This window comes from Streptomyces sp. NBC_01381, assembly GCF_026340305.1.
GTDB lineage: Bacteria > Actinomycetota > Actinomycetes > Streptomycetales > Streptomycetaceae > Streptomyces.
This window is the reverse complement of record NZ_JAPEPI010000001.1, coordinates 3330871-3356708: the sequence shown is the minus strand read 5'-3', so window position 1 is coordinate 3356708 and position 25838 is coordinate 3330871. Positions and strand designations below refer to the sequence as shown.

Sequence of the window (25838 nt, the reverse complement as noted above, 5' to 3'; positions counted from 1 at the left end):
GCGGCTTCGACTTCACATGGTGAACAGCGTGGATCCCTTTCGGGAGGCGGATCCCGGCGCACCCCGGCAGTCTGGAATGACTCGAAAAAATGCACGTCTTCACAGCGGTAGGCTCGACATCGGCCGGTGGGATCTCCATCGCCGGCATTCGACATTTTGGAGAGGAGCCCTGACTCAGGGTGAGCACCAAGCCGACCACCACTGACCTCGAGTGGACCGAACTGGACCAGCGGGCTGTCGACACCGCCCGCGTCCTGGCCGCCGACGCCGTACAGAAGGTCGGCAACGGCCATCCGGGTACGGCCATGAGCCTCGCGCCTGCCGCCTACACCCTCTTCCAGAAGGTGATGCGGCACGACCCCGCGGACGCCGAGTGGGCCGGGCGCGACCGGTTCGTTCTTTCCGCGGGCCACTCGTCACTGACCCTTTACATCCAGCTCTACCTGGCCGGCTTCGGCCTGGAGCTCGATGATCTGAAGGCGTTCCGCACCTGGGGTTCGAAGACCCCCGGCCACCCGGAGTACGGGCACACCACGGGCGTGGAGACGACGACGGGCCCGCTGGGCCAGGGCGTCGCGAACGCCGTGGGCATGGCGATGGCCGCCCGTTACGAGCGTGGTCTGTTCGACCCGGAGGCCGCCGATGGCGAGTCGCCGTTCGACCACTACATCTACGCGATCGCCGGTGACGGCTGCCTCCAGGAGGGCATCTCCTCAGAGGCGTCCTCGCTGGCCGGGCACCAGAAGCTCGGCAACCTCGTGCTGCTGTGGGACGACAACCACATCTCGATCGAGGGCGACACGGAGACGGCCGTCTCCGAGGACACCATCAAGCGGTACGAGGCCTACGGCTGGCACGTCCAGCGCGTGGAGCCCAAGGAGAACGGCGACCTCGACCCGGCCGCCCTCTACGCCGCGATCCAGGCCGCGAAGGCGGTGACGGACAAGCCGTCCTTCATCGCGATGCGCTCGATCATCGCCTGGCCCGCGCCGAACGCGCAGAACACCGAGGCCGCGCACGGCTCGGCGCTCGGCGCCGACGAGGTCGCGGCCACCAAGCGCGTCCTCGGCTTCGACCCGGAGCAGAGCTTCGAGGTCGCCGACGAGGTCCTCGCGCACGCCCGTGAGGCGCTCGACCGCGGCCGTGACGCCAAGGCCGAGTGGGAGAAGGGCTTCGCCGCCTGGCGCACCGCTTCCCCGGAGCGCGCCGCGGAGTTCGACCGCATCGCCGCGGGCGAGCTGCCGGCCGGCTGGGAGGAGAAGCTCCCGGTCTTCGAGGCGGGCAAGGGCGTCGCGACGCGTGCCGCGTCCGGCAAGGTCCTGCAGGCGCTCGGCGCGGTCGTGCCGGAGCTGTGGGGCGGCTCCGCCGACCTCGCGGGCTCGAACAACACGACGATCGACAAGACGTCGTCGTTCCTCCCCGCGGACAACCCGCTGCCGGAGGCCGACCCGTACGGCCGCACGATCCACTTCGGCATCCGCGAGCACTCCATGGCCGCGGAGATGAACGGCATCGCGCTGCACGGCGGCACCCGCATCTACGGCGGCACCTTCCTGGTGTTCTCCGACTACATGCGCAACGCCGTCCGTCTCTCCGCGCTGATGCACCTGCCGGTGACGTACGTGTGGACGCACGACTCCATCGGTCTCGGCGAGGACGGCCCGACGCACCAGCCGATCGAGCACCTGGCCTCGCTGCGCGCCATCCCGGGTCTGAACGTGGTCCGCCCGGCGGACGCGAACGAGACCACCGTCGCGTGGCGCGAGATCCTCAAGCGCTACACCAAGGTGTTCGGCAAGGGCGCCCCGCACGGCCTGGCGCTGACCCGTCAGGGCGTGCCGACGTACGACCGCGAGGTCACGGAGGGCGCTGCCAAGGGCGGTTACGTCCTGTTCGAGGCCGACGGCGGCAAGCCCGAGGTCGTCCTCATCGGCACCGGCTCCGAGGTGCACCTCGCCGTCGAGGCGCGCGAGCAGCTGCAGGCGGCCGGCGTTCCGACGCGCGTCGTCTCGATGCCGTCGGTCGAGTGGTTCGAGGAGCAGACCCAGGAGTACCGCGACAGCGTGCTTCCGCCTTCGGTGAAGGCGCGCGTGGCGGTCGAGGCGGGCATCGGCCTGACCTGGCACCGCTTCGTGGGTGACGCCGGCCGCATCGTTTCGCTGGAGCACTTCGGCGCTTCGGCCGACGGCAAGGTGCTCTTCCGCGAGTTCGGCTTCACTGCCGATGCCGTGGCCGCGGCCGCCCGGGAATCGATCGACGCCGCTCAGCGCTGACGCCGACATACGACCAAGTAGGAGATGTAATCCCATGACAGACGCACTCAAGCGCCTCTCCGACGAAGGCGTCGCGATCTGGCTGGACGACCTGTCGCGCAAGCGGATCACGTCCGGCAACCTCGCCGAACTGATCGACCAGAGCCACGTGGTGGGTGTCACGACGAACCCGTCGATCTTCCAGAAGGCGATCAGCAGCGGTGACGGTTACGAGCAGCAGCTCGCCGACCTCGCCGCCCGCAAGGTCACCGTCGAAGAGGCCATCCGCATGATCACGACGGCGGACGTCCGTGACGCCGCCGACATCCTGCGCCCGGTCTTCGACGCGACGGGCGGCCAGGACGGCCGCGTGTCCATCGAGGTCGACCCGCGCCTGGCGCACAACACCGAGGCGACGGTCGCCGAGGCCAAGCAGCTCGCCTGGCTGGTGGACCGCCCGAACACCCTCATCAAGATCCCGGCGACGAAGGCGGGCCTGCCCGCGATCACCGAGGTCATCGGCAAGGGCATCAGCGTGAACGTGACGCTGATCTTCTCGCTCGAGCGCTACCGCGAGGTCATGGACGCGTACCTGGCGGGCCTGGAGAAGGCGAAGGCCGCGGGCCTGGACCTCTCCAAGATCCACTCGGTGGCGTCCTTCTTCGTGTCCCGCGTGGACACCGAGATCGACAAGCGCCTGGACGGCCTGGGCACCGACGAGGCCAAGTCCCTCAAGGGCAAGGCGGCGCTCGCCAACGCGCGTCTGGCCTACGAGGCGTACGAGGACGTCTTCTCCTCCGACCGCTGGGCCGCACTCGACAAGGCGCAGGCCAACAAGCAGCGTCCGCTGTGGGCCTCGACCGGCGTCAAGGACCCGGCGTACAAGGACACCCTGTACGTCGACGACCTGGTCGCGCCGAACACGGTGAACACCATGCCGGAGGCCACCCTGGAGGCCACCGCCGACCACGGCCGGATCACGGGCAACACCGTGGCCGGCACGTACGACGCGTCGCGCGGCGAGATCGAGGCCGTCGAGAAGCTCGGCATCAGCTACGACGACGTCGTACAGCTTCTGGAGGACGAGGGCGTCGACAAGTTCGAGGCGTCCTGGAACGACCTGCTCAAGTCCACCGAGGCGGAGCTCAAGCGCCTCACCCCTTCGGAGGGCTGACCATCTTGTCAAGCAGCAATCCGCTGCGTGACGCCGCAGACCGACGGCTCCCGCGTATCGCGGGGCCGTCGGGCCTGGTCATCTTTGGCGTCACGGGCGATTTGTCCCGTAAAAAGCTGATGCCCGCTGTCTATGACCTCGCCAACCGAGGCCTTCTTCCGCCGGGCTTTTCCCTGATCGGTTTCGCCCGGCGCGAGTGGCAGGACGAGGACTTCGCGCAGGAGGTGCACGACGCGGTCAAGCAGCACGCGCGCACCCCCTTCCGCGAGGAGGTCTGGCAGCAGCTCATCCAGGGCATGCGCTTCGTCCAGGGCAACTTCGACGACGACACCGCCTTCGAGCAGCTCAAGGCCACCATCCAGGACCTCGACAAGGCGCAGGGCACGGGCGGCAACTTCGCCTTCTACCTGTCCGTACCGCCGAAGTTCTTCCCGGACGTCGTCCAGCAGCTCAAGAAGCACGGGCTCGCGGACGCCCCCGAGGGGTCCTGGCGGCGCGCGGTCATCGAGAAGCCCTTCGGGCACAACCTGGCGTCCGCCCAGGAGCTCAACTCGATCGTGCACGAGGTGTTCGACCCGGACCAGGTGTTCCGGATCGACCACTACCTCGGCAAGGAGACCGTCCAGAACATCCTGGCGCTGCGCTTCGCCAACCAGATGTTCGAGCCGATCTGGAACCGGTCGTACGTGGACCACATTCAGATCACCATGGCCGAGGACATCGGCATCGGCGGCCGCGCCGGCTACTACGACGGCATCGGCGCCGCCCGTGACGTCATCCAGAACCACCTCCTCCAGCTGATGGCGCTGACCGCGATGGAGGAGCCCGCCTCCTTCGACGCGGACGCGCTCGTCGCCGAGAAGGCGAAGGTGCTAGGCGCCGTCCGGCTGCCCAAGGACCTCGGCGAGAGCACGGTCCGCGGGCAGTACGCGGCGGGCTGGCAGGGCGGCGAGAAGGCCGTCGGCTATCTCCAGGAAGACGGCATCGACCCCAAGTCGAAGACCGACACCTACGCGGCCATCAAGCTGGAGGTGGACAACCGCCGCTGGGCGGGCGTCCCCTTCTATCTGCGCACGGGCAAGCGCCTGGGCCGTCGCGTCACGGAGATCGCGGTCGTCTTCCAGCGCGCCCCGCACTCCCCCTTCGACCACACGGCAACCGAGGAGCTCGGGCAGAACGCGATCGTCATCCGCGTCCAGCCGGACGAGGGCATCACGGTCCGCTTCGGCTCCAAGGTGCCGGGCACGTCGATGGAGATCCGCGACGTGTCGATGGACTTCGCGTACGGCGAGTCCTTCACCGAGTCCAGCCCCGAGGCGTACGAGCGCCTGATCCTGGACGTCCTGCTCGGCGACGCCAACCTCTTCCCGCGCACGGAGGAGGTCGAGCTGTCCTGGAACATCCTCGACCCGATCGAGGAGTACTGGGACAGGCACGGCAAGCCCGCGCAGTACCCGGCAGGCACCTGGGGCCCGACCGAGGCGGACGAAATGCTCGCACGAGACGGACGGAGCTGGCGTCGGCCATGAAGATCGACCTTACGGACACCACGTCCAGCAAGATCAACAAGGCGCTCGTGCAGGGCCGCCGCGCGATCGGCACCCCGGCCGTCGGCATGGTCCTCACCCTCGTCATCGTCACCGACGAGGAGAACGCCTACGACTCCCTGAAGGCCGCCAACGACGCGTCCCGCGAGCACCCCTCGCGCACCCTCGTCGTCATCCGGCGCGCCGCGCGCTCGCCGCGTGACCGCACGTCGTCGCGGCTCGACGCCGAGGTGCGGGTGGGCGTCGAGGCGGGCACCGGCGAGACGGTGATCCTGCGGCTGTACGGCGAGGTCATCAACCACGCCCAGTCGGTCGTCCTGCCGCTGCTGCTTCCCGACGCCCCCGTGGTCGTCTGGTGGCCGGTGAGCGCCCCGCTCGACCCGTCCAACGACCCGCTGGGCGCCCTGGCCCAGCGCCGCGTCACGGACACCTACGCCGCGGAGCAGCCGATCCACGAGCTGGCCGCGCGTGCCGAGGCGTACCACCCCGGCGACACGGACCTGTCCTGGACCCGGATCACGCCGTGGCGCTCGATGCTCGCGGCCGCCCTTGACCAGGTCACCTGCAAGGTCACGTCGGTCGAGGTGGAGGGCGAGGAGTTCAACCCGAGCTGCGAGCTGCTCGCGATGTGGCTCGCGGACCGCCTCGATGTCCCCGTGAAGCGTTCGATCTCGACGGGCCCTGGCCTGACCGGCGTACGCATGGAGACCGACTGCGGTCCCATCGTGCTCGGCCGCTCCGACGGCTCGCTCGCGACGCTCTCCGTCCAGGGGCAGCCCGACCGTGCGGTGGCGCTCAAGCGCCGTGAGACGGCCGAGCTGATCGCCGAGGAGCTGCGCCGGCTCGACCCGGACGACACCTACGCGTCCGCGCTGAAGTTCGGCGTGGAGCGGCTCGGTGAGCCGGTGAAGCAGCCGGCGGCGCCGGCGGCCGAGCCGTCCGCCGGCGAGCAGTCCGCCGACGAGCCGAAGAAGGCCGCCCCGGCGAAGAAGGCCCCGGCCAAGAAGGCGGCGGCGAAGTGAGTGCGGCTCCGCAGCTCGTCGTCCACCGCGACAAGGAGCTGATGGCGCAGGCCGCGGCGGCCCGCCTCATCACGAAGATCGTCGACGCGCAGTCCGCCAGGGGCTACGCGTCAGTGGTCCTCACCGGCGGCCGCAACGGCAACGGCCTCCTTGCGGCGCTCAGTTCGGCCCCGGCGAAGGACGCGGTCGACTGGTCGCGCCTCGACCTGTGGTGGGGCGACGAGCGCTTCCTGCCGGACGGCGACCCGGAGCGCAACTACACCCAGGCCAAGGAGGCGCTGCTCGACTCGGTGCCGCTGAACCCGGCCCGGGTGCATCCGATGCCCGCGTCGGACGGCGTGTACGAGGCGGACGCGGCGGCGGCGCAGTACGCCGCCGAGCTCTCCGCGGCGGCCGGGCCCGAGGACCACGGTCCGGTGCCGACGTTCGACGTACTGATGCTGGGCGTCGGCCCGGACACCCATGTCGCCTCGCTCTTCCCGGAGCTGCCCGCGGTCCGTGAGACGGAGCGCACGGTGGTCGGCGTGCACGGCGCGCCCAAGCCGCCGCCCACCCGCATCACGCTCACCCTCCCGGCGATCCGGGCGGCCCGCGAGGTGTGGCTGCTCGCGGCGGGCGAGGACAAGGCGAACGCCGCGGCGATCGCCCTCTCCGGAGCGGGCGAGGTGCAGGCCCCCGCGGCCGGCGCCTACGGTCGGTCACGCACCCTGTGGCTGCTCGACGCGGCGGCGGCCTCGCAGCTGCCGCGCGATCTGTATCCGCCGGCGTCGGCCTGACGGCAGCGACGACGCACGTGCCGCGGCCCGGTCCTCCCCCGTGGAGGACCGGGCCGCGGCGCGTTGTGCGTACGGGCAACTCCCGTACGTACGGGCTCACTTGACGGAGCCCGCCATCACCCCCTGCACGAAGTGCCGCTGGAACGCGAAGAACACGACCACCGGGACGACCAGCGAGAGGAACGCGCCGGGCGCGAGCACATCGATGTTGCTGCCGAACTGCCGGATCTGCGACTGCAGTTCCACGGTCAGCGGCTGCGAGGCGCTGTCGGCGAAGAGCAGCGCCACCAGCATGTCGTTCCACACCCAGAGGAACTGGAAGATGGCCAGGCTCGCGATGGCAGGACGCCCCACCGGCAGCACGAGCCGCGTGAAGATCCGCCACTCCGTGCCGCCGTCCATCCGGGCCGCCTCCAGCATCTCCTTCGGCATCTCGGCGAAGTAGTTGCGCAGCAGGAAGATGGCGAACGGCAGTCCGTAGGCGACGTGGAAGAGCACCACGCCCGGGATGGTGCCGAAAAGCCCCAGCTCACCGAAGAGCTTGGCCACCGGAAGCAGGCCGATCTGCATCGGCACCACGAGCAGCGCCACCACGAGCAGGAACAGCGGGTCCCTGCCGGGGAACTCCAGCCAGGCGAAGGCGTACGCGGCGAGGGCCGCGATGACGACGACCAGGGCGGTCGCGGGCACCGAGATCAGGACGGTGTTCCAGAACGCCTGCGTCATCCCGGCGTTGCCGAGCAGCGCCGAGTAGTTGTCGAAGGACAGCTGCGCCGGGCTGCTCAGGGAGGTCCACCAGCCGCCGCTCGCGTTGTCCTGGGCGGAACGCAGCGAGGAGAGGAAGAGCCCGGCGAGCGGGGTGATCCAGACAAGCGCGACGACCACGAGGAACGCCTGGACCAGGCTGCTGCCGAGCCACCGGCCGATCCGGCCCTTGGGGCGGGGGCGGGTGGCCGGTGCGGCGGCCGCCGGTTCCTTGTCCGGCGCCACGGCCTGCCGTTCGGGAGTGGTGACGGTCATGACTGACTCCTGCGGAAGCGGCGGACGTTGAACACCATGGCGGGGATCACCAGGAGCAGCAGGAGCATGCCGAGCGCGCTGCCGAGGCCCTGGTTGTTGCCGCCGCCGAAGGAGACCAGCCACATCTGGGTGGCGAGGACCGTGGCGTCCTCCTGCACGGGCCCCGGCGCGATGATGTAGACGAGGTCGAAGACCTTCATCACGTTGATCACCAGGGTCACGAAGACCACGGTGAGGACGGGCGCGAGCAGCGGCACGGTGATCCGGCGGAAGACCTGCCACTCACTGGCGCCGTCCATCCGGGCCGCCTCCAGGGCGTCGCGCGGCAGCGCGGCGAGCCCGGCGCCGATGAGCACCATGGCGAAGCCCGTCCAGATCCACAGATACGCGCCGATGATGGCCGGGGTGACGAGGGCGGGGCCCAGCCAGGAGACGCCTTCGTAGGGCGCGGCGAAGTTCTCCGCGGGCAGCCGCACGCTGTACGCCGTACCGGGGTCGAGGTCCGTGAAGCGGAAGGAGCCGTCGGCGCCGGTGGTGGTGCTCGCGACCGTCTTGCCGCCCTGCACCGCCTCGACCTGCATCTGCGGCAGTCCGCTCTCGGCCCGGTCCGTCTCGCCCTGCTTCCCTCCCCCGCCGGGTACGAAGTCCAGGTAGACGACACCGCGCAGTTCCTGCGCGCCGGCCGTCCGCCCGGCCGCCGCGTATGCGGGCGCGGCGTCCTCGGGCAGGTCCTTGGGCGCGACGCCGACAAGGCCGAGACCGACCGTCTGGCCGGGGGACGCGGCGGCCGTCGTACGGTACGAGCCGTCGGCGCCCTTGGTCAGGCCCTGGCCGTCACGGGCACGCGCGGTCGGATAGGAGGAGGTGCCCTCGAAGGCGTCGTGCACGCCCACCACGGCGGCGTTCAGGACACCCTTCTCGGGGTCCTCGTCGTACGCGAGCCGGAAGATGATGCCCGCGGCGAGGAACGAGACCGCCATGGGCATGAAGAGCAGCAGCTTGAACGCGGTGGCCCAGCGGATCTTCTCGACCAGGACGGCCAGGATGAGGCCGAGCCCGGTGAGCAGCGTCGGGGCTATGACCACCCAGATGACGCTGTTGCGGATGGCCTTGAGCGTGGCCGGGTCGCGGAACATCTCGGTGTAGTTGTCGCCGCCGACGAACTCCGTGCCGGAGGCGTCGAAGAAGCTGCGTCCCGCCGAGAACAGCACGGGGTAGACGACGAGGGCGCCGAGCAGGAGCAGGGCGGGCAGCACGAAGACGACGGCGATGACCCGCCCGCGGCGCCTGCGCCGGGCGGCCTCGGTGGCGGCCGGGGGCCCGGCGGAGGTGGCGGAAGTGGCGGTCACGGCGATCAGCCCTTGTCGGCCTTGGCGGCCGCGGCCTCGAGCCGCCGCGCCGTGGCCTTCGGGTCGGACGGGTCGCGCAGGAAGTCCTGGAGGAGCTTCCACTCGCCCATGCCCTTGGTGCCGCCGAAGGCCGCGGGGGCCTGGTCGGACATGTCGAAGCGGACCGAATCACCTGCGCCGACAAGGGACTTGGCGGTCTCGCGGCTGACGTCGTCGCCGTACGACGCGAGGTCGACCTTCTTGTTCGGGGAGAGGAAGCCGCCCGCCTCGGCCCACACGGCGGCCGCCTCGGGGGTCGCCAGGTACTCCAGGAACTTCATGGCGCCCTCCTGGTTCTTGCCGTCCTTCAGGACGACCGCGGCGTCACCGCCGCTGACCACGGGTGCCTTGCCGCCGTCGACCGCGGGGAAGGGGAAGAAGTCGGCGTCCGTACCGATCTTCTTGTCGAACTGGTCCTTGGCGACACCGGCCACGAAGTCGCCCTCGTAGACCATGCCCGCCTTGGGCTCGGGCCCGAAGACCTTCTCGACGGAGCCCGGGAAGTCGGTGCTCAGGGCCTCCTTGCGGCCGCCGGCGATCAGCTGCTCGTCCTTGAAGAGCTTGCCGAGGGTGGTGAGCGCGTCGACCACGGACGGGTCGGTCCACTTGATCTTGTGCGCGGCGAGCTGGTCGTACTTCTCGGGCCCGGCCTGCGAGAGGTAGATGTTCTCGAACCAGTCGGTGAGGGTCCAGCCGTCCTGTCCCGCGACGGAGAAGGCGGCGAGCCCCGAGTCGGAGACCGTCCCGCCCGCCTTGAGCATGTCCTCGTACGTCTTGGGGGTCTTGACGCCCGCCTGGTCGAGGGCTTCGGGGCTGTACCAGACGGTCGACTTGTGCGCGGCCTTGAAGTAGAGGCCGTAGAGGGCGCCTTCGACGCTGCCGTACTTCTTCCACACGCTCGCGTAGTTGGTGTCGACGGCCTGCTCGGTCTTCTGGGACAGGGGCTTGAGCCAGCCCTTCTTGGCGAACTGCTTCAGGACGCCGACCTGCGGGACCATCACGACGTCGGGGGCGTTGCCGCCCTCGATCTTGCTGCCGACGACGGTGGAGACGTTGTCACCGGTGGAGACGAACTGGGCCTTGGCCCCGGTCTCCTCGCCGAAGGCGTCGAGCACCTTCTGGAAGTTCTTCTGCTCGCTGCCGGACCAGACGCCGGCGACGGTGATCGTCTGGCCGTCGAGCGACTTGTCACCGCCACCGGCGCTGACGTCGCCACCGCCGCAGGCGGTGGCGCCCATGGCCAGGGCGAGGGCGGTGCAGCTCGCAAGCGTGATACGTCGTCGCATCATCGTTGATGTCCCTTCGGGGGCAAAGGAGTTGACGGTCTCTTGGGTGGAGCGGATCTCAGGGGTTGGTGCAGTCACTGATCCACCAGGCGGCGGTGGAGCCGGGCAGGACGCCGGTCGGGCACGGACCGCTGGAAAGCAGCGGGGCGCCGGAGACGGGCGCGGGCACCGGAGCCGTGCCGAAGTTGACCGCGCACACCAGGCCGTCGCCGCGCACGAAGGCTAGGACCCCGGGCGGCGTCTGCAGCCAGCGCAGCGCTCCCTCTCCCAACTGGGGCAGCCCGGCGCGCAGTTGGAGTCCGTCGCGGTAGAGGTGCCAGAAGGAGCGGGTGTCGGCGAGCGCGCGGTCGGTGGCGTGCTCGGCGAACCACGCGGGCTGCGGCAGCCACGGCTTGGCGCTCTCGGCCCCGGAGGTGAAGCCGAACGGCGACGCGTGCCCGGACCACGGCAGCGGCACCCGGCAGCCGTCGCGGATCCGGGCCCGGCTGCCGGTGCGGTGGAAGATCGGGTCGGTGAGCACCTCGTCGGGCAGATCGTCGACCTCGGGAAGGCCGAGCTCCTCGCCCTGGTAGATGTACGCGGCTCCGGGCAGCGAGAGCATGAGCAGCGCCGCGGCCCGTGCCCGGGTGGCGCCGAGGCCGCTGCCCTCGGTGCCGGACTCGCCGTACCGCGTGACCGTGCGGACCTGGTCGTGGTTGTTGAGCACCCAGGTGACCGTGGAGCCGGTGCCCGCGATGTCCCGCATCGCCTCGTCGATGACCTTGCGGAAGGCGTCCGCGTCCCAGGGCGCGCCCAGCAGGTCGAAGAAGAACGCCTGGTGGAGTTCGTCGGGGCGTACGTACTGGGCGTGTTCGCGGGCGGTCGGCACGGAGACCTCGCCGACGAGGAGGCGCTCGTGGCCGTCGCGTGCGGTGTACTCCTCGCACACGGCCCGCCAGTGCCGCCACACGTCGTGCACCTCGGGCTGGTTCCAGGCGAGGGGGTTGACCGAGTCGCGGGTGCGGGCGTCGGCCTCGGGGTCCGGCGAGTCCGGCAGGTCGGGGTGCTTGAAGAGCCCGGCGGCCACATCGATGCGGAAGCCGTCGACGCCCCGGTCGAGCCAGAACCGCAGCGCGTGGTCGAAGTGGGCGCCGACCTCGGGGTTGCGCCAGTTCAGGTCCGGCTGCTCGGGCGTGAACATGTGCAGGTACCACTGGCCGGGGGTGCCGTCCGGCTCGGTGACGCGGGTCCAGGCGGGGCCGCCGAACATGGCGTGCCAGTTGTTGGGCGGCTCCTCGCCGTGCGGGCCGCGGCCCTCGGCGAAGTGGAAGCGGGCGCGCGCCGCGCTGCCGGGCTCCGCGGCGAGCGCCTCGCGGAACCAGTCGTGGTCACTGGAGCAGTGGTTGGGGACGATGTCCAGGAGCACCTTGACGCCCAGGCGCCGGGCGTCGGCCATCAGCAGGTCGAACTCGGCGAGGTTGCCGAAGATCGGGTCCACGTCGCAGTAGTCGGCGACGTCGTAGCCGTGGTCGTGCTGGGGCGAGGGGTAGAAGGGGCTCAGCCAGATGCCGTCGACGCCGAGCTTCTTCAGATACGGCAGGCCCGCGCGGACCCCGGCGAGATCGCCGATGCCGTCACCGGTGCTGTCCAGGAAGCTGCGGACGTACACCTGATAGATCACTGCGTCCCGCCACCAGTGGTGCGGGTGGAGGCGCGCGAGGCCGTCGCCGGCCGGGACTGTGAGCATGACCCGTTGACCTGTCTACGTGAAGTGCGTGGAGTGACCGCGACCCGAGCGGTTATGCATGCATGTTAAGTAGGCATGTCGCAGAGGTGTCAACGAGTAGGCAGAAAGCGGGGATGAATTGAGGTGTTATGTCCAGAGTTTTTGGTGCACCTGAGGCCTCTGAAGCTCGCCTCAGATACCTAACATGTAACTAGGACAGCTAGCGCGAGATCGCCGCAAGCTCCCGCGCAAGGCGCCGCACCGCCGCGTCGGGCGACTGATTCCCGGCCATGGCGTCATGCACGGCGGCCTGCACCGCCAGGCTCACCTGGTCGTAGCGGGGGCTCTTGGGGCGCGGTGCCGCCGCGAGCACGCTCGCGCGCAGCGTCGGCAGATACGGGAACTTCCGGATGAGACCGGGGTCCCGATAGAGCGCGGCCCGCACGGGCGGCAGCGCGCCCCGCGTGAGGACCTGCCGCTGCACCTTCTCGCCGGTGAGATACGCGAGAAGGCGGGCGGCGGAATCGGGGTGCCGCGCATGCGAGCTGACGGCGAGGTTCGAGCCGCCGAGCACACTCGTCCCCGGGCCGTCGGCCCCCGGCAGCTGTACGGCGCCGACCTTCCCCGCGACCTCGGACTTCTCGCCGGACGCGCTGACGTACGCGTACGGCCAGTTGCGCAGGAAGAGCAGCCGGCCGTCCTGGAAGGCCTGCCGGGACTCTTCCTCCTTATACGTCAGGGCCTTCTTCGGGATCCAGCCCTCGCGCACCCCGCGGGCGAGGAACCCGATGCCCTCGCGGGCCGCCGTGGAGTTGACCGTGACGCGCTCGCCGTCGTCGCCGAGGATCGTGCCGCCCGCCGAGTAGACCGCCTCGGCGGCGTTCACGGTGAGCCCTTCGTAGGGGAGGAACTGGCCCGCGTATCCGTCGAGTCCGTACTTGGGGGCGATGGTCTTCGCCGCCCGTTCGAGCTCGGCCCAGGTACGCGGCGGCGCGATGCCCTCCTTGGCCAGGACGTCCTTGCGGTACAGGAGCAGCCCGGCGTTGGTGACGTAGGGAACCGCGTACAGCTTCCCGTCGTACGTGGCCGTGTCCACGACCGGCGGCAGGAAGCTCTTCAGCGGGAAGCTGTCGCGCCGCAGCGGGGCGATCCAGCCCGCGGCGGCGAACTCCGAGGTCCAGGCGACGTCGATGTTGAGCACGTCGAAGCGGCTGCTGTCCGAGCGCAGATCGGTGGTCATCTGCGCATGGGTCTCGTCGGCGGAGTCCGGGAGCTCGACGAGGGTGACCTTCTCGCCGGGGTGGGTGCGGTTCCAGCCCTCGAGGAGCGGGCCCAGATAGCCGGTGAGATCGCCCGCGGTGGCCAGCGTGAGGGGGCCGCGTCCGTCGCCGGATACCGTGTCGGACCGGGTTCCCGATGCGACGTACCCGGACAGGATCACGGCGATGACCAGGAGTCCCCTACCCGCGGCACGTATCCACCGCATAGGTTCCTCCCTGTACACCGGCGCCCGGCACCTTCGCCATGCGTCAGGGGCCATGTATACCCGTTAGGTATGGGCGATACTAGGGCCTGGAGCACAATACGAGGATGCGAGGAGGAGAGCACGAGTGCGGCTGCCCCTCCTTGCTCTCCTGGCGCGAGGCCCGGCCCACGGCTACGAGCTCAAGCAGGACCTTGAGCAACTCCTCGGCTCCGCGTACCCTCAGCCGAACGTCGGCCAGATCTATGTGACGCTCGGCCGCCTCGAGAAGTCGGGACTGATCGAGGGCGAGGAAGTCGAGCAGTCGAGCCGGCCCAACAAGAAGATCTACCACCTCACCGACGCCGGGCGGGAAGCGCTGCACGCCTGGTACGAGGAGACGGCGGACGAGCCGCGGGTGCGGGACGAGTTCTTCATGAAGCTCGCGCTCGCCCCGCGGACCGGCCTCGCCGACCAGATCGCCCTGATAAACAAACAGCGGCGCCAGTACCTGAACACCATGCGCGATCTGTCGAAGCTGTCCGCGGCCGAGAACCGGGACAACCGCATCTCCCAACTGCTGATCGAGGGCGCCATGCTGCATCTGCAGGCCGACCTCGACTGGCTCGAGCGGTGCCAGGAAGAGCTGGAGGAACAGTAGTGAACGACCGTCCCTCCACGCCGTCTCCCCTGCCTCCCCTCCTCGAGGCCGAGGGCCTGGTCAAGACCCACTACGGCGAGGGCGCGCCCGCCCCTGCCGTACGCGGTGTCGATCTCTGCATACGGCAGGGCGAGTTCGTCGCCGTCACCGGGCCCTCCGGCGCCGGGAAGTCGACCCTGCTGCATCTGCTCGGCGGGCTCCAGCGGCCGGACAGCGGCAGCATCCGCCTGGACGGCGAGTCCACCGACTCCTACAGCGAGGCGCGCTGGGCGGTGGAGCGCAGACGCCGGATCGGCATCGTCTTCCAGTTCTTCAACCTCGTCTCCAATCTGTCGGTCGCCGACAATGTGGAGCTGCCCGCGCTGCTCGCCGGGACCTCGCCGAAACAGGCGCGCGCCGAGCGCGAGGAGCTCCTGGCCGAGCTCGGCCTCCAGGGCAAGGAGCGCAGCATGCCGGGCGAGCTGTCCGGCGGCGAGCAGCAGCGCGTCGCGCTGGCCCGCGCCCTGGTCAACCACCCTTCCCTGCTCCTGGCCGACGAGCCCGCGGGCAGCCTGGACAGCAAGGGGACGCGCGAGGTGATGCGCCTGCTGTCCCGCTTCCACCAGCGCGGTCAGACGATTGTGCTCGTCACCCATGACGCACGGCTCGCGAGCTCCGCGGACCGCGTCATCAGCTTCTTCGACGGCCGGATCGCCGACGACGCCGAGCTCGGCGGCGCACTGCCGCGCGGCACCGGCATCTCCGGCGTGCTCGAACTGAAGGACTGACCTCACGTGCACGCCCACCCGCCGACGAGCCGTCCCGCAGTGCCCGGCCATCCGCCGACAAGCCCTCGCGCCGTACGCGGGTTGCTGCCCACGCACCGCCCCGCCGCACGCGCTCTCGGGCCGAGGGGCTGAGGACATGCGGGCCACCCTGCGCTGGGCGCACGCCGATCTGCGGACGCACCGTGGCGAGGCGCTGTTCATCGTGCTCGCCACCGCCGGGATCGTCGCCTCGCTGCTCCTTGCGTCGGCGCTCTTCGGGTACGCCACCAACCCCTGGCAGCGCGTCTTCACCCAGTCACGGGGCGCCCATGTGTGGATCCACACCGGGGCCGACACCGACGCGGGCCGCCTTGCCCGGCTCGGCGGCGTCGAGTCCGTCTCCGGGCCGTACCGGACCGCCGCGACCGCCGTCGAGTCACACGGCGCCCGTGCCTCCGTCGAACTGCGCGGAGCCACCGGGGCACCGCCCGCCACCGGGCGCCCCCTGCTCACCTCGGGCCGCTGGCTGGACCCGGCCACTCCGGACGGCGTCGTCCTCGAACACGGCCTCGCCCGTGCGCTGTGGGCCGAGCCCGGCGACACCCTGAAGCTGCCCGGCACCGCGCGCACCCTGACCGTCCTCGGCGTCGCCGACAGCGCCGAGCCCGGCTACAGCCCCGGGGAGCGGTCCGGACTCGTCTGGGCTCCCCCGTCCGTCGTGCAGCGGGCCGAAGGACGCTCGGGCCAGGTCGTCGGCCTCCGCCTCGCCGACCCCGGCGACACGGACTACGCGGTGCAGCGCGCCGTCACGACCCTGGGCGCCGGAGCGGTCACCCAGGTCTCCCACTGGCAGCAGGCACGCGCGGAGGCCCAGGGCGGCAACCGGCTGCTCGGCCAGGTGCTCGGCCTCTTCGGCCTGGGCGCCCTGGTGGCCGCCGCCCTTGCCGTGTACGGCGCCATCGACACCCGTATCCGGGGCCATCTGCGCGACATCTCGGTCCTGAAGGCCATCGGCTTCACCCCCGGCCAGGTGGTGCGCAGCTTCCTCGTCCAGCATCTGGCGTACGCCCTGCTCGGCGCCGCGGTGGCGACGGCTCTCATCCAGACCCTGGGCAGCCGCGTCCCGGGGCGGCTCGGCGACGCGGTCGGCGTGTGGCAGGGGCTGCCGGAGCATACGGCGGCCCTGTTCGGGGTGCCGGCCGCCGTGGTCCTCTTCATCGGGGCCATGACGGGGCTCGCCGCGTGGCGGGCCGGGCGGGTGCCGTCGGTGCCGGTGCTGCGGGCCGCGGTGGCGCCCGGCGGGCGTCTGTCCGGCGTGGCGCGCGGGGCACTGGGGCTGCGGCTGCCGCCCGCGCTGGTCCTCGGCTGGCACAAGGCGTTCACGCGGCGGCCGCGCTCTCTGTCCGCGATCGCCCGCCTCGCCCTGCCGCTCCTGCTGATCGTGGTCGCGCTGAGCGCCTGGACCACCATCGACCGGTTCCACGACAAGCCCCAGGAGCTGGGCCTCGCGGCGGCGCTCACCGCCCGCGCCGACGAGGACCTGACCGACTCCGGGGCGCGGGATCTGCTCGCCGGAAACCGGCAGGTCACCGGGGTCCATCCAGGCATCGAGGTGGCCGCCCTCGTCCCCGGCCAGACCGGCACCATCGCGCTGCGCGGCCTGGGCACGCACCAGGACCCGTACCCCTTCACCCTGGCCGAGGGCCGCCCGGCGCGCGGCCCGGACGAGGCGGTGGCCGGACAGGGGCTCCTCGACGCACTGGACGTACGCGTCGGTGACTGGGTGCGGATGACGGTGGGCGGGCGCCCGCAGATCCTGCACATCGTGGGCCGCAACATCGAGCCGGAGAACAGCGGCCGGGTCATCTCCACCTCGCTCGACACGCTGCGGGAGAACGACCCGAAGCTCCGGCCCACGCTCTACCAGCTCCAGCTGCGCCCCGGCGCGGATCCCGCAGCGGTCGGCGCCGAGCTGACGAAGACCTCGCGGGGACAGCTCGACGTCCAGGCCGTGACCAACCCGGCCGACGGGCTCTCGCCCCTGCGCTCGGTGGTCATCGGTCTGATCGCCGTCCTCGCCCTGATCGGGCTCATCGAGCTGCTGACCGCGATCGGCGGCACGGTGCGCGAGGGGGAACGGGATCTGCTCGCCCTCAAGGCGATCGGCCTGTCGCCACGGCAGATCACGGCGGTCGCGGTGACGGCGACGGGGTGCACCGCCCTCGCCGCCGCGCTCACCGGCACGGCCCTCGGGCTGCCCCTGGCGCACTGGCTGATCGACGCCCAGGGCCGGTCGAACGGCATCGGCGCCGGCATCGCCCGGATGCCGTCCCCCGCTCTGCTCATCCTCTTCGGCTCGGCCGCGGTCCTTGGAGCCGCCGCCCTTGCCGCGCTCCCGGCGTCGCGAGCGGCCCGGCGCCGCCTCGCGGACACGCTGAGCGCGGTCGCCTGACGCCAGAGCTCTGTGCGGTGGTGCGCCAGGCGGCGTGAGCCAAGAATCCCCCTGCTTCAGCTGGGGTGGATTCAGGGCCTGGCCGCCCACGGCCGGGCCCGTCGGCCATCAGGGTGCGCCGTGGCCGCTCTGTCCTCGCGCCGCCGCCAGGTGACGGCGCTCGTCGCACGGACCAGAGTCACCGCCGCGTCGACCCCGGAACCCGGTGCCTGGTCCAGGCGGGCGTCACCGCCCGCCGCCCGCGCCAGGCGCCGGACGAGCGGCAGGCCCAGACCGGACCCGCCCTTGGGCGCGTCCGAGGCCCGCCAGAACCGGTCGAAGGCACGCTCGCGCTCCTCCGGCGAGAGCCCCGGCCCTTCGTCGACCACATGCAGCTCGACCAACTGCGGCGGGGCGCCGTCCTCCTGGGTCCCGCGGCTACGGCGGGCACGCCGGCTCAGCCTGTGGCGCGGGCGCACGACGTGGGTGCGGACGGTGACCGTGCCGCCCGTCGGACAGACCCGTACGGCGTTGGACAGCAGATTGTCGAGGATCTGCTCCACCGCACCCGGCAGCGCCCAGACCCGGCCCGCCGCCTCGCCTGCCGCGACCAGCCAGACACCGGATGCCGCCGCGACCGGCGCCCACGAAGCGACGCGCTCGGCCACGACGGCGTCCACGACGATCGGTTCGGGCGCGCTGCCGGACTCCTCCAGGCGGGACAGGGCAAGGAGCGTCTCCGCCGTCCGGGCAAGACGGTCGGTCTCCGCGAGGGCCGCCTCCAAGTCCCGCCGTGCGCGCGGCGCGAGGTCCTGTTCCAGGTTCTCGAGGCGCAGCCGCAGTGCCGCCAGCGGCGTCTTGAGCTGGTGGGAGGCTTCCCCCGCGAAGGCCCGCTGGGCGGCAAGGAGATGGCCCAGGCGCCGGGCGGTCATGCGCAGCGTCTCGGTGAGCCGGCGGATCTCGGGCGGCCCGGTTGTCCGGCGGGCGGGCACGACAAGATCGCCACCCGCCGCGACCCGCGCCGCCGCCTCCTGGAGCGCAAGGACCGGGCGGCTGATCCAGCGCGCCATGGCGAACGCCACCACGGCGGCGACTGCGAGGACACCTGCCCCGGCCGCCCCCAGATACAGCCACACCGCATGGCTGTCGACCATGATCTGCGAACGCGGCACGGTGATCCGTACCGCGCCGCGCGACACCGGGCCGGGGCGGGTGGGCACGGCCAGGTGCACGACCGCTTCACCCCCGGCCGACCCATGGCGTACGCCCGCCGTGAAGCCGCCGCCCAGTGACGTGACGATCTCGGGCTGCCGCGCCAGCTTCCGGCGCTCACGCTCGCTGAACCCCGGCGAGGCGGCCAGGAGCTGGCCCCGGGCGTCCACGACGACGACTTCGCCGGCGATGCGTCCCGCCGTGTCGCGGGCCAGGGCGGGCAGCCGGTCCGGGGCGCGCGCCTCGATCAACTGGTCGGCGTAGGCGGCAAGCACCTCGGCATTGCGCTCCAGCGCGGCCAGTGCCCGGGTCTCCTCCGAGCGCAAGTAGAAGCGGCCGAGCGGCAGTTCCAGCACGATCAGGGCCAGCGCGGCAAGCATCAGGTAGCTGCGCAGCAGGCGGTAGCGCACGTCCCTGGCCTCCTCAGCCGCCCGGCGCGACCAACCGGAACCCCACTCCGCGCACCGTTTCGATCCATGCGGAATCGCCCAACTTCCGCCGCAGTGCGGCCACATGGACATCGAGAGTCTTGGTCGATCCGAAGAAATCCGCCTCCCACACCGCCTCCAGGAGCAGTCTGCGCGGGAACACCGCGCCCGGGTCCTGCATGAGCAGCGCCAGCAGGTCGAACTCCTTCGGGGTCAGGGCCACGCCCTCGCCCGCCATGTGCACGTGGCGAGTGCGCCGGTCGACGGTGAGCGGTCCTGCGACGAGGGGGCCGGGCGGTGCCGGTACGGGAGCAGGGGCCTGGGCCCGGGCCGGTACGGCGGTCGAGGCCTGCGCCGGGGCGGCCGTGCGCCGGGTCACCGCCCGCATCCGCGCAACCAGTTCGCGCAGCGAGAACGGCTTCCCCAGGTAGTCGTCCGCACCGAGTTCCAGGCCCACGATGCGGTCGGCCTCACCGCCGCGCGCGGTCAGCATGATGATCGGCACCGGGGAAACCTGGCGCAGCCCGCGGCACACGTCGATGCCGTCCATGTCCGGCAGCCCCAGGTCGAGCAGCACGAAGTCGCCGGGCGGCGTGCCCAGCGCCTCCGCGCCCGTGGCACACCGCGTGACGGTGAAGCCGTACCGGCCGAGACCGTCGGCCAGCGGCTCGGCGATCGTCTCGTCGTCCTCCACAAGGAGCACTCGCATGCCCCGGAAGGTACATCAGCCGTCACACCCCAACGGGCCCGGACGGCACAGGAGTTAAGGCAAGTACAGGGGCGGCCCAGGAATTCGCCAAGGTCCGTCCAGCGCTCGGCCAGAGCCCTCCCGTGGCCGCAAAGCCGCTGGTTAGCGTCCTGATCACCCGAAACGAAAGGAGCGCGTCCATGCAGCAACTACTGGAGCGTGCACAGTCGTTCAGGCATCACGTGAGCGCCGACAGTGACAAATATCGCAGGCTCGCCGAGGGCCAGGCACCCCAGGCGCTGTTCATCACCTGCTCGGACTCGCGGGTGGTCCCGGCCCACATCACGGGTGCCGGACCCGGCGACCTCTTCGAACTGCGCACCGCCGGGAGCATCGTGCCTCCGTACGACCACAGCCCGGCGTGCAGCGAGGCCGCCACCATCTCGTACGCCGTGGAGGTGCTCGGCGTCCGCGACATCGTCGTCTGCGGCCACTCACACTGCGGGGCGCTCGACGCCCTCGTCAGCGGCACCGACCTCGCGGGGCTGCCGAGTATCGGCCGCTGGCTGGACCTCGCCCGGCCCTCACTGGGCCTCGGCCGTCCCGGGGCCGGCAGCTCTTCCGAGACGGCATACGACCCGGCGCTGACCCGCCTGGTGCACCGGCATGTGGCCGCCCAGCTCACCACCCTCGCCACCTATCCGTCCGTCCGGCCCGGCGTCGAACGGGGTGACGTGCGGCTGCACGGCTGGTTCTACCGGATCGACACGGGCGAGGTCGACATACTCAACTGGTCTGCGGGGGAAGGCTGATGGGCTCCGGACGGCACGCCAAGCGCCCCGCTCCCGCAGGACGGGGCGCGCCCGCAGGACCGGGCACATCCGCGCCGCCGCCCTCAGGAGGTGTGATCGCCACCGACGTCGTCGCCTCCCTCGTCGTGTTCCTGGTGGCGCTGCCCCTGTGCATCGGCGTCGCCGCCGCCTCCGGGGTGCCGGTGGCACTCGGCATCATCTCCGGAATCGTCGGCGGCCTCGTCGTCGGCTTCCTGCCCGGCAGCAACCTCCAGGTCAGCGGGCCGGCCGCCGGACTCGCCGCGCTGGTACTCGAGGCCGTCACCGACCACGGCCTGGAGATGCTGGGCCCGATCGTGCTCGCCACCGGCCTCCTCCAGATGGTGCTCGGCGCCCTCAAGGCGGGCCGCTTCTTCCAGGCCATCCCGGTGTCGGTGATCGGCGGCATGCTCGCCGGCATCGGACTCCCGCTCATCCTCGGCCAGCTGTACGCCCTCACCGATCACGCCCAGCTCGGCAACGCGCTCAAGAACATCGCGGGACTGCCCGCCCTGTTCCCCGATACCTTCGCCGACCGGTCCGCGACCCAAGCCCTGGCGCTCGGGGCACTCGCCGTCACCATCTGCGCACTGTGGAAGAAGGTCCCAAAACCGCTCGGCGCGCTGCCCGCGCCGCTCGTCGCCGTCGCCCTCGGCGCGCTGCTCACAGCGCTCCTTGGGATGGGCGTGAAGACCGTCGACTTCGGCAGCCTCGGGAACGCCGTACTGATCCCGGGCCCAGAGCGGTTCGCGGGGCTCGCGGACCCGGCGGTCCTCGGCGTCGTGGTGACGTTCACCGTGATCGCCTCCGCCGAGAGCCTGTTCAGCGCCGCGGCCGTGGACCGGATGCACAGCGGGCCGCGTACCCGGTACAACCCCGAACTGTTCTCCCAGGGCGTCGGCAACGCCGTCGCGGGCGCGCTCGGCGCCTTGCCGATCACCGCCGTCATCGCGCGCAGCTCGGCCAACGTCCAGGCGGGCGCCACCACCAAGGTGTCCCGTGTCCTGCACGGCGCCTGGCTGCTCGGCTTCGGCCTGCTGCTTCCGGGAGTGCTCGGGCTGATACCGGTGTCCGTACTCGCCGGAATCCTGGTGCACAGCGGCTGGAAGCTGCTCGACCCGGGCCAGTTCCCCGAGATGTGGCGCAAGGACCGGGGCGAGGGCGTCGTCATGGTCGTCACCACGGGCGCCATCGTGGTCGGCAACCTGCTGGAGGGCGTGCTCGCCGGCGTCGCGGTGGCGATCCTGCTTGCGGCGGTAAGGATGTCGCGCGTGCGCATGGACACCGTCACCGAAGGCGACAGCGCACTCCTCGTGATGAGCGGCAACGCCACCTTCCTGCGGCTCCCCCAGCTCATCGCCACGCTGGAACCCCTGTCGGCCCGCTCCGGTGTCCAACTCGACCTGACCGCCGTCTCCCATCTGGACCTCGCCTGCCGCGAGGAGGTCGAGGAGTGGGCACAGCGACAGCGCGGCAAGGGAACGGCGGTGGAGGTGCTGCTGCCCAGGACGGCCCCTGAGCCGTGGAAGGAGCCGGCACCCCTGTCGGGGCAACAGGATGTGGACCTGCGCCCCCTCGGCCCCCGGCAAGGCGGTCGGTCCTGACACAGGCGAACCCTCTGGCGGAGCAGGCTCTCTTGGCCGAGAGCCATCCACCAGAGGATTCACCTACCTGCCGGGGCCCTGTTCAGGCTCAGCGCCCGCGCAGCGTCCGGTACTTGGCGACCAGCGCGGTCGTCGAACCATCCAGGCCCGGCACCTCGGCGCCCTCGGTCAGGGCGGGCTCGATGCGCTTGGCGAGCACCTTGCCGAGCTCGACGCCCCACTGGTCGAAGGAGTCGATGTTCCACACCGCGCCCTGCACGAACACCTTGTGCTCGTAGAGCGCGATGAGTTGGCCGAGAACCGACGGCGAAAGTTCCTTGGAGAGGATCGTCGTCGTCGGGTGGTTGCCCCGGAACGTCTTGTGCGGGACGAGTTCCTCCGGCACGCCCTCGGCGCGCACCTCGTCCGGCGTCTTGCCGAAGGCCAACGCCTGCGTCTGCGCGAAGAAGTTGGCCATCAGAAGGTCGTGCTGGGCGACCAGACCCGGCAGCAGATCACCGACGGGCTCGGCGAAGCCGATGAAGTCCGCGGGGATCAACTTCGTGCCCTGGTGGATGAGTTGGTAGTACGCGTGCTGCCCATTGGTGCCCGGCGTGCCCCAGACGACCGGCCCGGTCTGCCAGTCGACCCGCTCGCCGTCACGTCCGACCGACTTGCCGTTGGACTCCATGTCCAGCTGCTGGAGGTACGCGGTGAACTTGGAGAGGTAGTGCGAGTACGGCAGGACCGCGTGCGCCTGGGCGTCGTGGAAGTTGCCGTACCAGATGCCCAACAGGCCAAGGAGCAGAGGCACGTTGGACTCGGCGGGCGCGGTGCGGAAGTGCTCGTCGACGAGGTGGAAGCCGTCCAGCATCTCGCGGAAGGCGTCCGGGCCGATGGCGAGCATCAGCGACAGGCCGATCGCCGAGTCGAACGAGTAGCGGCCGCCGACCCAGTCCCAGAACTCGAACATGTTGGCCGTGTCGATGCCGAATTCGGCGACCTTCTCGGCATTCGTCGAAAGCGCCACGAAGTGCTTGGCGACCGCGCTCTGGTCGGCGCGCAGGCCGGTCAGGAGCCAGTCGCGCGCCGAGGTGGCGTTCGTGATCGTCTCGATGGTGGTGAAGGTCTTCGAGGCGATGATGAACAGCGTCTCGGCCGGGTCCAGGTCCCGCACGGCCTCGTGCAGGTCGGCGCCGTCGACGTTGGACACGAAGCGCACGGTGAGGTCACGGTCGGTGAAGGAGCGCAGGACCTCATAGGCCATCGCGGGACCGAGGTCCGAGCCACCGATGCCGACGTTCACGATGTTCTTGATGCGCTTGCCGGTGTGCCCGGTCCACCCGCCGGAGCGGACCTGGTCGGCGAAGGCGGCCATCTTGTCGAGGACGGCGTGCACGGCCGGCACCACGTTCTCGCCGTCGACCTCGATCACCGCGTCGCGCGGGGCGCGCAGCGCGGTGTGCAGGACCGCACGGTCCTCGGTGGTGTTGATCTTCTCGCCGCGGAACATGGCGTCCCGGAGCCCGAAGACGTCCGTCGCGGCGGCGAGCTCGCGCAGCAGTGCCAGCGTCTCGTCGGTGACGAGGTGCTTGGAGTAGTCGACGTGCAGGTCGCCGACCTGGAGGGCGTATCCCGTACCGCGCGCCGGATCCTGCGCGAAAAGATCACGCAGCTGCACCTCCCCCAGCTGCTCCCGGTGCTTGCTGAGCGCCGCCCACTCGGGCGTCTGGTTGAGCCGCGCGCGGCTTTCTGCGTTCATCTCGGACTTCAGCCTTCTCTCGTACCTATGTACGTACCTTGCCCCGCTGCACGGTCCAACCTAATTGATCAGGGCCCGGTATGAGATGTCTGAAGCTGTCTGTCCGCACACGTGCCGGTAAACGTCACATGAAAGGCCGACCGGCCCGTGAAAAGCGCAGCGGCCGAACACCCTCAGGTGTCCGGCCCTTCGCAAGTCCTAGATCTCGCCCCGCAGTTTGGCGAGCGCCTCCGCGAGAATCGCCTCGCCGTCCGCGTCGCTGCGCCGCTCCCGTACATACGCCAGGTGCGTCTTGTACGGCTCGGTGCGGGGCGGGTCCGGCGGGTTGTCCCGGTCCTGACCGGCGGGGAAGCCGCAGCGGGGGCAGTCCCAAGTATCGGGAACCTGCGCGTCGCTGGCGAAGCTGGGCACCGTCTCGTGTCCGTTGGAGCACCAGAAGGAGATGCGCAGTCGCGGCGCGGACTCACCGCGCTCGGCCTCGCCCATCGGCCCCGCCCCGACCCGACTTCCTCGGATCGCGTTGCCACTTGCCACGGTCGTAACTCCCTGCGTGATGGTGCTGCTGCGGGCGCCTCAGTCTACGTAAGGCCCAACGCGCGTCCAGTGTTTGGAGTTACACCCCGCCCCGAGACGCAAGCCCCATGATAATCCGCGCTGGAGAGCACGCACCGTACATGGGGCTTTCAGCGATGATTTCGCAAGGTGGTAATCAAGCCGCTTTCGCGGTCAGTTGTTCACCTTCATCAGCAGGCCGAGCACGACAATGCACGCGAACCAGAGAAGACCGACCACGACGGTGATGCGGTCGAGATTTCGCTCGGCGACCGACGAGCCGCCGACGGACGACTGCATGCCGCCACCGAACATGTCGGAGAGGCCGCCGCCCTTGCCCTTGTGCATCAGCACCAGCAGCATCATCAGCAGGCTGAAGACGATGAGGGCGATCGAGAACCCCATAACCACGGCTGGACCAACTTCCTCGGATCAGAATCGACGACGGGGGCCGGTGCTCTTCTTCGTAGCCCTCGAGCTAGAAACTGGAGCCGCCGACCCCCGCAAGGGTACGTCGTAACGCCGCTACCGCATACTCACTGGTCGCTGAAGCGGACGATCTTGACGAACTCGTCCGTGTCGAGGGCGGCGCCACCCACCAGGGCACCGTCGACATCGGGCTGCGCCATGATCGCGGCCACATTGCCGGACTTCACGGAGCCGCCGTACTGGATGCGCACCTTGTCGGCGAGCTCCTGCGAGTACAGCTCGGCCAGGCGGCCGCGGATCGCACCGCAGACCTCCTGGGCGTCCTCGGGGGTCGCGACCTTGCCGGTGCCGATGGCCCACACCGGCTCGTACGCGATGACGATGGACTCGGCCTGCTCGGCGGGGATGCCCTTGAGGCCGCCGTCGATCTGGTTGAGCGTGTACTGGATCTGCTGGCCGGCCTCACGGATGTCGAGGCCCTCGCCGACGCAGAGGATCGGGGTCAGGCCGTGCTTGTAGGCGGCCTTCACCTTGCCGTTGCAGACCTCGTCGGTCTCGTCGTGGTACTGGCGGCGCTCGGAGTGGCCCACGGCCACATACGTGCACTTCAGCTTGGCGAGCATCGGGCCCGAGATCTCGCCGGTGTACGCGCCGGAGTCGTGCGCCGAGATGTCCTGGGCGCCGTACTTGATCTTGAGCTTGTCGCCGTCGACCAGGGTCTGCACGGAGCGCAGATCGGTGAAGGGCGGCAGGACGGCGACCTCGACGGCCTCGTAGTCCTTGTCGGCCAGGGCGAAGGCGAGCTTCTGGACGTGGGCGATGGCCTCGAGGTGGTTGAGGTTCATCTTCCAGTTGCCCGCCATCAGCGGGGTACGCGTAGTCAT

21 protein-coding genes are annotated in these 25838 nt (G+C 70.6%); 10 read left to right on the top strand and 11 right to left on the bottom strand.

What is annotated here, in order from left to right:
• Nucleotides 1-179: 179 nt before the first annotated feature.
• Genes tkt through pgl form a run of 5 tightly spaced genes read left to right on the top strand, consistent with a single transcriptional unit; the run spans nucleotide 180 to nucleotide 6771 of the window.
• Complete coding sequence (gene tkt / locus OG453_RS15620) at nucleotides 180-2273, top strand: transketolase (RefSeq protein WP_266868311.1); 2094 nt, start codon at nucleotides 180-182, stop codon at nucleotides 2271-2273.
• A gap of 34 nt (nucleotides 2274-2307) precedes the next feature.
• On the top strand, nucleotides 2308-3426 hold the full coding sequence (tal, locus tag OG453_RS15615) for a transaldolase (protein WP_266868310.1): 1119 nt from the start codon (nucleotides 2308-2310) through the stop codon (nucleotides 3424-3426).
• On the top strand, nucleotides 3423-4955 hold the full coding sequence (gene zwf, locus OG453_RS15610; RefSeq protein WP_266869883.1) for a glucose-6-phosphate dehydrogenase: 1533 nt from the start codon (nucleotides 3423-3425) through the stop codon (nucleotides 4953-4955). The genes tal and zwf overlap by 4 nt, the downstream gene beginning before the upstream one ends.
• Nucleotides 4952-5995 (top strand): glucose-6-phosphate dehydrogenase assembly protein OpcA, encoded by a 1044-nt coding sequence (opcA, locus tag OG453_RS15605; protein WP_266868308.1) that lies wholly within the window; start codon nucleotides 4952-4954, stop codon nucleotides 5993-5995. Before zwf ends, opcA begins: the two co-directional genes overlap by 4 nt.
• Complete coding sequence (pgl, locus tag OG453_RS15600) at nucleotides 5992-6771, top strand: 6-phosphogluconolactonase (protein WP_266868306.1); 780 nt, start codon at nucleotides 5992-5994, stop codon at nucleotides 6769-6771. Before opcA ends, pgl begins: the two co-directional genes overlap by 4 nt.
• A gap of 96 nt (nucleotides 6772-6867) precedes the next feature.
• On the opposite strand, the gene OG453_RS15595 is transcribed toward pgl, so the two are convergent.
• The 5 genes from OG453_RS15595 to OG453_RS15575 all read right to left on the bottom strand — a co-directional run bounded on the left by OG453_RS15595 (nucleotide 6868) and on the right by OG453_RS15575 (nucleotide 13656).
• A complete protein-coding gene (locus OG453_RS15595; RefSeq protein ID WP_266868303.1) occupies nucleotides 6868-7791 on the bottom strand; it encodes a carbohydrate ABC transporter permease in 924 nt (307 codons plus the stop codon).
• A complete protein-coding gene (locus tag OG453_RS15590; RefSeq protein ID WP_266868301.1) occupies nucleotides 7788-9140 on the bottom strand; it encodes an ABC transporter permease subunit in 1353 nt (450 codons plus the stop codon). The genes OG453_RS15595 and OG453_RS15590 overlap by 4 nt, the downstream gene beginning before the upstream one ends.
• A gap of 5 nt (nucleotides 9141-9145) precedes the next feature.
• A complete protein-coding gene (locus OG453_RS15585; protein WP_266868299.1) occupies nucleotides 9146-10468 on the bottom strand; it encodes an ABC transporter substrate-binding protein in 1323 nt (440 codons plus the stop codon).
• A gap of 55 nt (nucleotides 10469-10523) precedes the next feature.
• Complete coding sequence (locus OG453_RS15580; protein ID WP_266868298.1) at nucleotides 10524-12191, bottom strand: glycoside hydrolase family 13 protein; 1668 nt, start codon at nucleotides 12189-12191, stop codon at nucleotides 10524-10526.
• 199 nt (nucleotides 12192-12390) lie between these two features.
• Nucleotides 12391-13656 carry an ABC transporter substrate-binding protein gene (locus OG453_RS15575; protein ID WP_266868296.1) on the bottom strand — a complete coding sequence of 422 codons (1266 nt, stop codon included), beginning with the start codon at nucleotides 13654-13656 and terminating at the stop codon, nucleotides 12391-12393.
• Between the two features lie 124 nt (nucleotides 13657-13780).
• Between OG453_RS15575 and OG453_RS15570 the strand changes: the two genes are divergently transcribed.
• The 3 genes from OG453_RS15570 to OG453_RS15560 all read left to right on the top strand — a co-directional run bounded on the left by OG453_RS15570 (nucleotide 13781) and on the right by OG453_RS15560 (nucleotide 17491).
• On the top strand, nucleotides 13781-14293 hold the full coding sequence (locus OG453_RS15570) for a PadR family transcriptional regulator (RefSeq protein WP_266868294.1): 513 nt from the start codon (nucleotides 13781-13783) through the stop codon (nucleotides 14291-14293).
• A complete protein-coding gene (locus OG453_RS15565; RefSeq protein WP_266868292.1) occupies nucleotides 14293-15060 on the top strand; it encodes an ABC transporter ATP-binding protein in 768 nt (255 codons plus the stop codon). Before OG453_RS15570 ends, OG453_RS15565 begins: the two co-directional genes overlap by 1 nt.
• Before the next feature lie 136 nt (nucleotides 15061-15196).
• Nucleotides 15197-17491 carry an ABC transporter permease gene (locus OG453_RS15560; RefSeq protein ID WP_266868290.1) on the top strand — a complete coding sequence of 765 codons (2295 nt, stop codon included), beginning with the start codon at nucleotides 15197-15199 and terminating at the stop codon, nucleotides 17489-17491.
• A gap of 71 nt (nucleotides 17492-17562) precedes the next feature.
• On the opposite strand, the gene OG453_RS15555 is transcribed toward OG453_RS15560, so the two are convergent.
• Nucleotides 17563-19092 carry a HAMP domain-containing sensor histidine kinase gene (locus tag OG453_RS15555; protein ID WP_266868288.1) on the bottom strand — a complete coding sequence of 510 codons (1530 nt, stop codon included), beginning with the start codon at nucleotides 19090-19092 and terminating at the stop codon, nucleotides 17563-17565.
• A 13-nt stretch (nucleotides 19093-19105) separates the two neighbouring features.
• Nucleotides 19106-19819: a response regulator transcription factor gene (locus OG453_RS15550; protein ID WP_266868286.1), complete on the bottom strand. Its 714-nt coding sequence runs from the start codon at nucleotides 19817-19819 to the stop codon at nucleotides 19106-19108.
• Nucleotides 19820-19998: 179 nt separating this feature from the next.
• On the opposite strand from OG453_RS15550, the gene OG453_RS15545 reads away from it, so the two are divergent.
• Nucleotides 19999-20610, top strand: coding sequence for a carbonic anhydrase (locus tag OG453_RS15545; RefSeq protein WP_266868283.1), 612 nt, complete (start codon nucleotides 19999-20001; stop codon nucleotides 20608-20610).
• On the top strand, nucleotides 20610-22232 hold the full coding sequence (locus OG453_RS15540) for a SulP family inorganic anion transporter (RefSeq protein WP_266868281.1): 1623 nt from the start codon (nucleotides 20610-20612) through the stop codon (nucleotides 22230-22232). The genes OG453_RS15545 and OG453_RS15540 overlap by 1 nt, the downstream gene beginning before the upstream one ends.
• 88 nt (nucleotides 22233-22320) lie before the next feature.
• Here the strand turns inward: OG453_RS15540 and pgi are convergent, their stop codons facing one another.
• The 4 genes from pgi to tpiA all read right to left on the bottom strand — a co-directional run bounded on the left by pgi (nucleotide 22321) and on the right by tpiA (nucleotide 25838).
• Nucleotides 22321-23973 (bottom strand): glucose-6-phosphate isomerase, encoded by a 1653-nt coding sequence (pgi, locus tag OG453_RS15535; RefSeq protein ID WP_266868279.1) that lies wholly within the window; start codon nucleotides 23971-23973, stop codon nucleotides 22321-22323.
• Nucleotides 23974-24171: 198 nt separating this feature from the next.
• Entirely contained in the window at nucleotides 24172-24507 is a 336-nt protein-coding gene (locus tag OG453_RS15530) for an RNA polymerase-binding protein RbpA (protein WP_078077905.1), read from the bottom strand.
• Between the two features lie 192 nt (nucleotides 24508-24699).
• Complete coding sequence (secG, locus tag OG453_RS15525; protein WP_135329442.1) at nucleotides 24700-24930, bottom strand: preprotein translocase subunit SecG; 231 nt, start codon at nucleotides 24928-24930, stop codon at nucleotides 24700-24702.
• A gap of 131 nt (nucleotides 24931-25061) precedes the next feature.
• Nucleotides 25062-25838, bottom strand: coding sequence for a triose-phosphate isomerase (gene tpiA / locus OG453_RS15520; protein WP_266868272.1), 777 nt, complete (start codon nucleotides 25836-25838; stop codon nucleotides 25062-25064).